Annotated in this window: 9 protein-coding genes; 5 read left to right on the forward strand and 4 right to left on the reverse strand. The window is 58.6% G+C overall.

Annotated features, from left to right (window positions below; genetic code table 11):
• Nucleotides 1-50 precede the first annotated feature (50 nt).
• From LVD12_RS10620 to LVD12_RS10630, 3 genes are all read right to left on the reverse strand, one after another.
• Nucleotides 51-1028: an alpha/beta hydrolase gene (locus tag LVD12_RS10620; protein WP_237067687.1), complete on the reverse strand. Its 978-nt coding sequence runs from the start codon at nucleotides 1026-1028 to the stop codon at nucleotides 51-53.
• Between the two features lie 250 nt (nucleotides 1029-1278).
• Complete coding sequence (gene fba / locus LVD12_RS10625; protein WP_237067688.1) at nucleotides 1279-2343, reverse strand: class II fructose-bisphosphate aldolase; 1065 nt, start codon at nucleotides 2341-2343, stop codon at nucleotides 1279-1281.
• Nucleotides 2344-2433: 90 nt separating this feature from the next.
• A complete protein-coding gene (locus LVD12_RS10630) occupies nucleotides 2434-3597 on the reverse strand; it encodes a phosphoglycerate kinase (protein WP_237067689.1) in 1164 nt (387 codons plus the stop codon).
• Nucleotides 3598-3824: 227 nt separating this feature from the next.
• On the opposite strand from LVD12_RS10630, the gene LVD12_RS10635 reads away from it, so the two are divergent.
• Both LVD12_RS10635 and LVD12_RS10640 read left to right on the forward strand, forming a co-directional pair.
• Nucleotides 3825-4604 carry an alpha/beta hydrolase family protein gene (locus tag LVD12_RS10635; RefSeq protein WP_237067690.1) on the forward strand — a complete coding sequence of 260 codons (780 nt, stop codon included), beginning with the start codon at nucleotides 3825-3827 and terminating at the stop codon, nucleotides 4602-4604.
• Nucleotides 4604-4801, forward strand: a complete 198-nt coding sequence (locus LVD12_RS10640) for a CPXCG motif-containing cysteine-rich protein (protein WP_255771843.1) — start codon at nucleotides 4604-4606, stop codon at nucleotides 4799-4801. Before LVD12_RS10635 ends, LVD12_RS10640 begins: the two co-directional genes overlap by 1 nt.
• A gap of 85 nt (nucleotides 4802-4886) precedes the next feature.
• Here LVD12_RS10640 and LVD12_RS10645 read toward each other — a convergent pair whose 3' ends face one another.
• Entirely contained in the window at nucleotides 4887-5054 is a 168-nt protein-coding gene (locus tag LVD12_RS10645) for a hypothetical protein (protein WP_237067691.1), read from the reverse strand.
• A 33-nt stretch (nucleotides 5055-5087) separates the two neighbouring features.
• Here LVD12_RS10645 and pbp4b point away from each other — a divergent pair, with 33 nt between their 5' ends.
• From pbp4b to LVD12_RS10660, 3 genes are all read left to right on the forward strand, one after another.
• Nucleotides 5088-6437 (forward strand): penicillin binding protein PBP4B, encoded by a 1350-nt coding sequence (gene pbp4b, locus LVD12_RS10650; protein WP_237067692.1) that lies wholly within the window; start codon nucleotides 5088-5090, stop codon nucleotides 6435-6437.
• Between the two features lie 300 nt (nucleotides 6438-6737).
• A complete protein-coding gene (locus LVD12_RS10655) occupies nucleotides 6738-9572 on the forward strand; it encodes a M16 family metallopeptidase (RefSeq protein WP_237067693.1) in 2835 nt (944 codons plus the stop codon).
• A gap of 559 nt (nucleotides 9573-10131) precedes the next feature.
• Nucleotides 10132-11706 carry a S8 family serine peptidase gene (locus tag LVD12_RS10660; RefSeq protein ID WP_237067694.1) on the forward strand — a complete coding sequence of 525 codons (1575 nt, stop codon included), beginning with the start codon at nucleotides 10132-10134 and terminating at the stop codon, nucleotides 11704-11706.
• Nucleotides 11707-11872: the final 166 nt, after the last annotated feature.

An 11872-nucleotide genomic window follows, 5' to 3' on the forward strand; every position in this document is an offset into this window, starting at 1 on the left:
TTGTAAACCGGAAAGAAAATACCCGGGAAAAGCGACCCTGCCCGGCCGGGCTATGCCTTCAGCCAGTTATCCAGTGCCTGCAGGATCTGATGACGATAGGGCTGGGTCTCATTGATCATCTGGTGCCGCGCCCCGCGGATAATCACCCGCTTGCTATTGGGAAAGCGGTCACCGATCACGCGCATGTTGTAGCGCCATGAGACCGTTTCATCATCCGTTCCCTGCAGCACGAGGATGCGCTTCTCATTGCGTGCGGTTTTGGGGAAGGCGTGCAGCCAGTCCACCATGGCTCCCAGCCAGCGCATCGACATCACGTGGGACTGCAGCGGATCGCGGTGTGCCTGACGGCGGGCAAATTCGGCATCGTGGGTATTGATGTTAAATCCGCGGTTGGGCGCCACCATGAAGAAGCGGCCCAGATAGAACATCCACTTGCGCAGGTGCCAGCGGGCCGGCCGCACCAGCGGCGCCAGCAGGAAAACCTTTTCGAACGGCTGCCAGACACTGTACTGCAGGTAGGCCAGCACTGCGGCACCGCCGGTACTCTGCCCCATGACATGCCAGGGCCCCGGCAGTTTGTCGCGGGCGATCTGCAGCAGGCTGTCGAGCACCTGGCGGTACTGCAGGAATGTATCGATCGCCACCGGTTCGCCACTGGAGAGCCCGTGACCCGGGAAATCGAAGATGACGACATTGAGCCCCCGCTCGAGGCCGAAGCGAATTGCCGCACCGTAGATACCCGTATGATCGAAGTAGCCGTGGCATATGAACAGCGTCCCCCGCGGCCTGGCTACCAGCCAGTACTGTCCCACCAGCTCAAAGCCGGCTGCCATGAAAGTGCCGACACCGGTCTTCTCCGCCAGTGGAAAATGCAGGTTGTAGTAGTTGCGGTAATCCTGCAGCTCGGGCAGCAGCGGCCCTTCGCCACTGAAATCAAGGCGGGGTAACTGATCGCGCAACGCAGTGAAGTCCGGGCGCTTGAGGACCGGGCTGTGCTCGAGAGTGGAGAGTTCGCGCATCAGTTCCATGCGCTCAATGGTACTGCATTTTGCGCCAGGAGGTGGCAACAGAACCCCTGCAGGCACCGACCTGCTACCGATTAAAGCGAAAGTTGGCGAGCTCGCATCCCGCGCGTCAACGCACAGCACAGCAACAGCCTTTCCAGACCGGGAACGGCGATCAACGGTGGGATGAAAGGAATGGATAGGTCATCGGGAGCGGGAAATCGTCGGCGCCATGGAGGGCGCCGACGACGGCAGGGAGGCAGGTCGGGCTGTCTTACTTGATCTGCGGCTCCAGTTCGCCCGCCTCGTAACGCTGGTACATGGCTTCCAGGCTGAGCGGGCGGATCTTGCTGGCATTACCGGCGGTGCCGAACGCCTCGTAACGCGCCACGCAGATATCCTTCATCGCAACCATCGCCGCCTTGTAGTATTTGCGCGGGTCAAACTCGGCACGATTCTCGGCCAGGAAACGACGGGTGGCACCGGTGGAGGCGAGACGCAGGTCGGTGTCGATATTCACCTTGCGCACGCCGTGCTTGATGCCCTCGCAGATCTGCTCGACCGGTACACCGTAGGTTTCCGGAATCTCACCGCCGAATTCATTGATCACCGCCAGCCACTCCTGCGGCACGGAGGAGGAACCGTGCATCACCAGATGGGTGTCCGGAATGCGCGCGTGGATTTCCTTGATACGGTCGATGGCCAGGATGTCCCCGGTCGGCGGACGGGTAAATTTGTAGGCGCCATGGCTGGTGCCACAGGCGATGGCCAGCGCATCTACCTTTGTCTTGGCGACGAAGTCCGCCGCTTCTTCCGGATCGGTCAATAGCTGGTCATGGGACAGCTTGCCCTCAGCGCCGACACCGTCTTCCTCACCGGCCATCCCGGTTTCCAGGGAGCCCAGGCAGCCCAGCTCGCCCTCGACGGAGACACCACAGGCGTGGGCCATCTCCACGGCGCGACGGGTCACGTCCACGTTGTATTCATAGGAGGCCGGAGTCTTGCCATCTTCCTCGAGGGAGCCATCCATCATCACCGAGCTGAAGCCGAGCTGGATGGAGCGCTGGCAAACCGCCGGGCTGGTGCCATGGTCCTGGTGCATGACCACCGGAATCTCCGGGAATTCCTCGATGGCGGCTAGAATCAGGTGACGCAGGAAGGGCGCACCGGCATATTTGCGTGCACCGGCGGAGGCCTGGACGATCACCGGGGAATCCGTCTGCTTGGCGGCCTCCATGATCGCGCGCATCTGCTCCAGGTTATTGACGTTGAATGCGGGCACGCCGTAACCGTGCTCGGCGGCGTGATCCAGCAGTTGGCGCAGGCTGATAAGTGCCATGAAAAATACCTTTCTCGTCTGGGTCGTAAATTCTGTTTTGCTTATATGTCACGCCATCCCTGCAGGGGCGGGATGGCGCAATCGGGGACATCAATCGCTGGCGCGGGACTCCAGCATCGCAACGGCCGGGAGTGTCTTGCCTTCCACATACTCCAGGAATGCACCACCACCGGTGGAAATATAGGAGACCTGGTCGGCGATGCCGTACTTATCGACCGCGGCCAGGGTATCGCCACCACCGGCGATGGAGAAGGCGTCGCTCGCGGCAATGGCCCGGGACAGGCGCTCGGTGCCACCGCCGAACTGATCGAATTCGAACACACCCACCGGACCATTCCAGATGATGGTCCTCGCCCCGCGCAGGATGTCTGCCAGCTGCTCGGAGGACTGCGGGCCGATGTCGAAGATCATGTCGTCACTGGCGACGTCATCGACGGACTTGGTCTCTGCGGCCGCAGACTCGCTGAACTCCTTGCCGGTCACCACATCCACGGGCAGCGGAATATCGCACTTTTCCATCAGCGCCCTGGCGGTATCCACCAGGTCGTGCTCACACAGGGACTTGCCCACCGGCTTGCCACTGGCGGCGAGGAAAGTATTGGCAATACCGCCACCGACGATCAGCTGGTCCACCTTGTCGGCCAGGGTTTCCAGCACGGTCAGCTTGGTGGAGACTTTGGAACCGCCAACGATGGCCACCATGGGGCGGGCCGGCTCTGCCAGTGCCTTTTCCAGCGCGTCCAGTTCCGCCGCCAGCAGTGGGCCGGCACAGGCCACCGGGGCAAATCTGGCCACCCCGTGAGTGGAAGCCTGGGCGCGGTGTGCCGTGCCAAACGCGTCCATCACGAAGATATCGCACAGGGAGGCGTAGGCGCGCGCCAGCGCCTCATCGTCTTTCTTTTCACCCTTGTTGAAGCGCACGTTCTCCAGCAGCGCAACGGTACCTTCCTCCAGTGTCACGCCATCGCGCCAGTCCTTGATCAGGGGCACATCGCGGTTCAGCAGCTTGCCCAGATGCGTGGCCACCGGTGCCAGCGAGAACTCCTCGGCATACTCGCCCTCCGTGGGGCGCCCAAGGTGAGACATCAGCAGAACCCGGGCACCGGCGTCGATGGCCTTCTGGATAGTGGGCAGCGCGGCGCGGATACGTGCATCGGAGGTCACAGCGCCGTCCTTCACCGGTACGTTCAAGTCCTCGCGGATCAGCAGGCGTTTGCCCGCGAGATCCAGATCAGTCATCAGCTTGACTGCCATCACCAGTCCCCCTGCTCAATTGGTAAACGGTTAAAAGAGGGCGCGGATTATAGCAACAGGAGACGCCCTCGCCGACCGACGATTGCCGTGATAGCGCTGTCAAAAGTAGTCCTGAAAAAAACAGTCAGGATTGCTGCCAAGACGCGGTACATCTACCCTGTTTTTGTAACTCCGCTACATTTTCGCATGGTAATTTCACTACAGAAATGGAGCCCAGAGGCATCCTGATGAGCAGGCGAAACAAAGTGCATTTTCCCAATGGGCACGGCCAGACCCTGGCGGGTATTCTCGAACTGCCCGATGATAAGCCCCGCGCTTACGCACTGTTCGCCCCCTGCTTTACCTGCGGCAAGGATGTGCTCGCCGCTTCGCGGATCAGCCGCCGACTGGCTGAGCTGGGCTTTGCCGTATTGCGCTTCGATTTCACCGGCCTTGGTGACAGTGAAGGTAGTTTTTCTGACACGAACTTTTCCACCAATGTGTCCGACCTGCTCAGCGCCGCCACCTACCTGAGAAACGAACATCACCCCGTCGATCTGCTGATTGGGCACAGTCTCGGTGGCGCGGCTGCCCTCGCCGCTGCTGCACAGATTCCCGAGGCCCACGCCATTGCCACCATTGCCGCCCCTGCCGATCCCGACCATGTGATCAAACAGTTTTCCTGTGCTTTGGATACCATTTCCGAAAAAGGGGCAGCGGAAGTGAAGCTGGCAGGGCGCCCCTTCGTGATCAGACAGCACTTCATTGAAGACCTGGATCAGCATGACATGGGTTATATCCGCGAACTGGACCGCCCGCTGCTGATCTATCACTCCCCCATCGACCAGACTGTATCCATCGAGGAAGCAGCAGCGATCTACAACCGCGCAATGCATCCAAAAAGCTTCATCAGCCTGGATGATGCCGATCACCTGCTGACGGAGAAAGCAGACGCCCTCTTTGTTGCCGATACCCTGGCGGCCTGGGCCGGACGTTACATTGTATCTATGGAGGAGGCCGGGAAATAATGCCGGGTCTGGAGGAACATGAGGGCATCTGCCCCTACTGTGGTGAGCCGATCACCCTGTTGCTCGATTTGTCCCAAGGCTCCCACGTCTACGTGGAGGACTGCCAGGTTTGCTGTCGACCGATCAACATATCCATCACAGAACACTTTGATGGCTCCGTCTCCGTCAGCCTGCTTGATGAGAACAGCACTTTCTGATTTCCGCCTGTCACTCCAACCAAACAGGCCGCGAGTTACCCCTGGATGCAACAGGACACCTTGACCCCACCGGTTGGGCGATAGACTATTCCCCCAGCAACAGGCAGATAAGATATTTTTGAGCCCATGCAGGTGCCACTTCACCAGCTAAGCACCCTGGATCACCAGCAGGCAGGGTGCAAACCGCATAGCTGAAGGGCAGCCAGGCAATATCAATAGGGGAAAGGTTTTGAATAAAAATGGCTTCGGGCACAGAGGACAATCCCTGACCGCCAGACTGTGTCAAATGGCTTGTAACGCGGCCCTGGCTCTGGCTGTGACTTCAACGCTGTCCATGGCCGCTAGTGCCGACGAGGCAGCTCCCCGCTGCAATTATCCGGTATTGCGCGAAGCGCCAAGCCCCGAATCAGCCGGTTTCTCCAGTACCGGCCTGGCCAGAGTCGATGCACTCATCCAGCAGGATATTGCTGCAGGCTTCCCGGGCGCTGCACTGCTGATCATCAAGGACGGCAGGATCGTCAAGCATTCACAATATGGCTATCGGCAGAAATATTCCGGGCACACTCCTCTGAAAAAATTCAAACCGGTGCTAAAAGACACGCAGTTTGATCTCGCGTCCAATACCAAGATGTACGCCACCAATTTCGCTCTGCAGAAGCTGGTCAGCGAGGGCCAGCTGGACCTGCAGGCACCTGTCCGACAGTACCTGCCGGAGTTCATCGACCGGGACAGTGACGACATCCGCGGCAAAGAAACCCTGCGTGTCATCGATCTGCTGCATCATGCTGCCGGATTCTCTCCCGACCCCCAATACCACAACCCGCAGGTATCCAAGGCCCTCTTCTCCCAGGAAAGGGCAAAAACCCTCGGTTTTATTCCGCTGTCTCCACTCAGCTATGAGCCAGGCACCCGCACTGCCTACAGTGATACCGACTACATGCTGCTCGGCCTGCTGGTGGAGCGCATTACCGGTGAGCGACTGGACCACTATGTCGAACAGCAGATCTACGAACCACTGGGCCTGCAACGCACACACTTCAATCCCCTGCGAAAGGGTTTCAGCGCTGAGGATTTTGCAGCGACCGAACTCATGGGTAACAGCCGCGACGGCGTGATCACTTTCCCGAACATCCGCAAGCACACCTTGCGGGGGGAGGTGCATGACGAAAAAGCCTTTTACTCCATGGATGGGGTCTCCGGCCATGCAGGTCTGTTTTCGACAACCGGCGACCTTGCTGTGCTGCTCCAGGCCATGCTCAACGGTGGCGGCTATGGTGATCTCTGTCTCTTTGACCGCGAAACGATCCAGGCCTTTATCAGCCCGTCTCCCCACAATCCGACCTTTGGACTCGGCTGGCGCAGAAATGCTAACGAAGACATGCACTGGATGTTCGGTGAACTGGCAAGTGACAAGGCCTACGGACATACTGGCTGGACCGGCACCCTGACCATGATCGATCCGGTTCACAACCTCGGCCTGGTACTCCTTACCAATAAAAAACATTCAGCGCTGATAGATGCCGAACAGAATTCAAACCGCTTCGAGGGCGACCAGTTTGCGACTGGTCGTTATGGTGCGGTTGCCACTGCCGTTTATGAAGCCCTGCTGCAGAACGAAACAACCTCTGTAAATTGAAGCGGGTTTTTTTCTATTCCGGACACCAGACAGCCCACCTTGAAGCCTGACCTCCATGTCGTGTGATGGCCGCTGGCGGCATGGAACCGACTTCCATCGCCAGCGGATGCCAAACTTGTGCAACTCGTCACATGTGAACAGCTGTGGGACGTGGGTCATTTGCCTCCCTATGGCACGACCTGTATAACGTTTGTGCACCGTAGATTGCTCCGCATCGCTGATTTTCTGACAGACACCGGCCAGCTCCCGCTGGCCATTCGGGCAATCCGGCACCAATAACTTCAAGAATAAGGAAATCCCATGAAAACCGTACGTCCGCTATGGATTCCGGCGGTATTGGCCCTGGCACTGTCTGGCTGCGGGGAGCCACCACAGCCGGGTAGTGAATCCAGCCAGGCCTCCGCTGACACCAAGTCACCGCTGACCACCAGCCAGACTGCCATCTCCCCCCTGAAAATTGCCTACGAGAAATTTACCCTCGACAACGGACTGCGTGTCATCGTGCATGAAGACCGCAAAGCACCGATCGTTTCTGTGGGGGTCTGGTATCACGTGGGCTCCAAAGATGAGCAGCCCGGGCGTACCGGTTTCGCCCACCTCTTCGAGCACCTGATGTTCAATGGCTCAGAAAACTATAACGATGAGTTTTTCAAACCTTTCGAAGCCGCCGGCGCGACCGGGATGAACGGCACTACCTGGCTCGATCGCACCAATTACTTCGAGACTGTGCCGAGCAATGCCCTGGATATGGCGCTGTGGATGGAGTCCGACCGCATGGGCCACCTGCTCGGGGCTATCACCCAGGAAAAACTCGATGAGCAGCGCGGCGTGGTGCAGAACGAAAAGCGCCAGGGGCAGAACCAGCCCTACGGCAAGGTCTGGGAACAGATGCAGAAAGCGATCTTCCCCGAAGGTCACCCCTACTCCTGGACCACCATCGGTTCGATGGAGGATCTCAATGCGGCCTCGCTCGAAGATGTACACAACTGGTTCAAGCAATATTACGGTGCAGCCAACACCGTACTGGTCCTTGCCGGTGATATCGATGTCGCTACGGCAAAAGAGAAGACTCAGAAATACTTCGGCGATATCCCCGCCGGACCACCGCTGATCAAGAAGGAAGCCTGGATCGCCAAGCGCGATGAATCCAAGCGCGAGAAGATGTACGACCGGGTGGCCCAGTCTCGCATCTACAAAGTCTGGAATGCGCCCTATATGGGCCATGAAGACAGCAATGCGCTCTCACTGGCCGCAGCCGTGCTCGGTTCCGGCAAGAATTCCCGCCTGTACGAGCGCCTGGTCTACAAAGACCAGATCGCTACCAGCGTGGAAACGGCATTCTATCAATTTGAACTCGCCTCCGCTTTGCAGGTCATCGCCGATGCCAAGTCCGGCGTCGAACTGGCCCAGGTAGAAGCGGCAATCGAGGAAGAGCTCGCGCGCTTTCTCGAGGAGGGCCCAACTGAAGAAGAACTGGCCCGGGTCATCATGAGTGAGTACGCCGACAGCGCCCGCAACCTGGAGCAGGTCGGTGGCTGGGGCGGCAAAGGTGTGATACTGGCCCGCGGTGAGTTGTACCACGGCGACCCCAATGCCCTGCTGACAGATATCGATGAGAAACGGGCGCTGTCACCGGAGCAAGTGCGCGCCGCAGCTAAAGAGTGGCTGGCCACGGGTGACTACAACCTGGAAGTCCACCCCTTCCCAGAGTACAAGGTGGCCAGTGAAGGCGCAGACCGCTCCAAGCTACCCGATACCGGCGAATTCCCCACTGTGCCATTCCCGCAGCTGCAGACCACTGAGCTCTCCAACGGCCTGAAGGTCGTGCTTGCGGAGCGGCACGCAGTACCGATGGTCAATATGCACTTGATGTTCGACGCCGGCTACGCAGCAGATCTGGGGGAAACACTCGGTACAGCGGGTTACACCATGTCGATGCTGAAGGAAGGCACCAGTAACTTCAGCTCACTGGAAATCGATGCACGCCAGGAAATGCTCGGTGCGCGCATCTATTCCAATACCCAAATCGATGTCTCCAATGTGGGCCTTGAGGCACTTACCAGCACTCTCGACGAGTCCGTTGCACTGTTCGCCGATGTAGTGATACGGCCAACCTTCGCTGAGGAGGAGATCGAACGCAAGCGCACTCGTTGGCTAGCGATGATCGACCAGGAAAAGACCCGACCATTGCAGATGGCACTGCGCACACTGCCTCCGCTGCTTTACGGCGAGAATCATGCCTATGGCGTACCGCTGACTGGCAGTGGCACAAAGGAATCGATCAGTTCCCTGACCAGAGAGGACCTGGTGCGCCACCATCAGACATGGATCCGTCCGGACAACGCGACCATGGTGGTTGCGGGCGATATCACCATGGATGCCCTCGTCGAAAAACTGGAACACCATTTTGCAGACTGGCGTGCACCGGAAGCCCCACTGCCGCAGAAGAACGTAGCCCAGGTTCCCCTACCGAAAGAGCCCCGCGTGTTCCTGATCGACAAACCGGATTCGGAGCAGTCCATCATCATTGGTGGTCTTCTGGGTTCTTCCAAGGGGATCGCCCAGAGTGAAGCACTGGATATGATGAATGATATCCTCGGTGGTACTTTCACCTCGCGCATCAATATGAACCTGCGTGAAGACAAGAGCTGGGCTTACGGGGCTTTCTCCTTCCTCATCGACACCAAGGCCCAGCAGCCATTCCTGGTCTACGCACCAGTGCAGACAGATAAGACCAGTGAGTCCCTGCTGGAGCTGCAAAAGGAGCTGCGGGCCTACATTGGTAATGCTCCCGCGGAAATGGCGGAGCTTCAAAAGGTCAAGGACAAGCGTGTCAATGAGCTGCCTGGGCGCTTTGAAACTATAAACTCCATCCTTGGCGCAACCCGGGAGATGGTGAAATACGAACGCCCGTTGGATTACATGGATGGCTATGCAGACCTGATCCGCAACGCTGACCTCGACACCATCCATAGGCTGGCCCGCGAAAACATCAAACCAGACCAATTCACCTGGGTAATCGTTGGCGATAAGAAAAAGATTGCCGAGAAGATCCGAAAGCTCGATATTGCACCAATCATTGAGATCGACGCAGACGGCAAGCTGTTGGCAGAAGCGGATATCGCCAGCAAATAAATTCACATACCAGACAGTACTGCCAGCCCAGAGCTGGCAGTACTCACATTCCCACTTCTCTCCTGCATCTCTCCTGCATCTCTCCTGCATCTCTCCTACATCTCTCGTACATCTCTCGTACATCTCTCGATGCTTGCCCCGACTCTAATTCCAACGAAATAAATACAACCCTGCAGCATATTCTGACATTAGGGCCTCGCTGAATTGAGACCATAGTATTCATGGGTTCCGAATTTGGCGAACGGTAGAGAAGAGTGGTGATTAAGGAAAAAGTGAACGGTACATTTGTACCAATCATTAATTGGCGGGGTCACACTTTTAACGAGTAAAAGACCAGGACCCACAATGATAGACGCGCCAATTCGCTCGCCTTGTTGCAATTTTTCTGGCTCCTTCACATGGCGTGAAATTTCATGGCGCAGCAGGGGAAAAGAGTGCTAATTTCAGGCCTCCTCCACCAGAGGTCTGCACTCCGACCACCGGCTTACCCGCCGGCCGGAGGAATGCGGTTGGTGTGGTCAACAATAACGCTACAAGGTCCACTCCGGAGCTATTTTCTATGAGCAAACTTTTCTCCGTCTTCTCTGCCAGTGCACTCGCCCTGGCAGTATCTGCCCAGGCATCTGCTGCCGCGGACGAACGCTACATCATCAAATTCCAGGCCGGCAAAGGCGCCGCGGTCAAATCGCAGCTACAGAGTGCCGGTGGTCGCCCGGCGCTGGCCCTCGACAAGCACAATGCAGTGGCGGCCTACCTTCCCGAGCGCGCACTGCGCGCCATGCAGAATAACCCCAATGTCGAGTATGTAGAAAAAGACGCCAAGCGTTACCTGATGACCCAGGAAGTGCCTTTCGGTATCCCTATGGTGCAGGCGGACCAGGTCAGTGACCTGAACGCCGGAAACCGCACTGTCTGTATCATCGATTCTGGCTACGATATCGGCCATGAGGATCTGTCCGGCAACGCTGTCACTGGCACTAACGATGGTGGTACCGGCAACTGGTACCAGGACGAGAACGGGCACGGTACCCATGTGGCCGGGACTATCGCCGCCATCAACAATAACGCCGGTGTAGTCGGGGTGATGCCGAACGCGAACGTGAACCTGCATATCGTCAAGGTATTCAATGCCGATGGCTGGGGCTACTCCTCCTCGCTGGTGGCCGCAGCGGATACTTGTGCCACCAATGGTGCCGATGTGATCAATATGAGCCTTGGCGGCTCCTTCAAGTCCCGCACCGAGGACCAGGCTTTTGCCAGCCTGCTCAACCAGGGCGTGCTGTCCATCGCCGCCGCCGGTAACGATGGCAACACCCGCCACTCCTACCCGGCCTCCTACGATTCCGTGATGTCGATCGCGGCCATCGACAGCAACAAGGTCATTGCCGACTTCTCCCAGCAGACCGACCAGGTCGAACTGGCCGGCCCCGGCGTGGACGTCCTGTCCAGCGTGCCAGTGGGCAGCGCAACCCTGAGTAACGTGACCGTCGGCGGCAGCCCGGTGGCTTCTGCGGGCATGGAGGGCAGCCCGCTGGGTTCGGCCTCCGGCGCACTGGTAGACTGCGGCCTGGGTGAATCCGCCTGCACTGACGCAGCCGGAGAGATCTGCCTGATTTCCCGCGGCAACATCAGCTTTGCCGACAAGGTGCTGAACTGTGAGGCTGGCGGCGGCGTCGGCGCCATCATCTACAACAACGAACCCGGCATGCTCTACGGCACTATGGGTGAAGTGGCCACCGGTATCCCCTCTGTCGGCATCTCAGACACTGACGGCGCTGCGCTGCTCGGCCAGGTGGGCACGGCCGCCACGGTAGCGGTTGAGCCGGGCGACTATGCCTACTTCAACGGCACTTCCATGGCGACTCCCCATGTGGCCGGTGTTGCGGCACTGGTATGGAGCCACTTCGACAGCTGCTCCGCCAGCGAGATCCGCGCAGCCCTGAACGCTACTGCGGAAGACCTGGGCGCCGCCGGTCGAGACAATGCCTACGGCTACGGTCTGGTGCAGGCCAGGGCCACCTTCGACTACCTCACTGCCCATGGTTGTAGCGGTAGTGGCACCGGTGGCGGCGGTGACACTGGCGGTGGCGGTAATGGCGGTGGCAAGGGGGGCGGCAAGCCCAAGCGTGGCTGATCGCCGTCAGTAACCTCGAGGGGCCTCCGGGCCCCTCTTTCATTCCTTCCACTTCCTTCATTCATGCCACCTCCCTTCACTCTGCCGCCCCGTCGTCCCCACCGATCGGCCTGTCGAAAAAAGTTTTCATCGGGTGCATCCATTCGGCAATCTCAGCGCATCCTAC

The sequence above is a fragment of the Microbulbifer guangxiensis genome (assembly GCF_021729075.1).
GTDB lineage: Bacteria > Pseudomonadota > Gammaproteobacteria > Pseudomonadales > Cellvibrionaceae > Microbulbifer > Microbulbifer guangxiensis.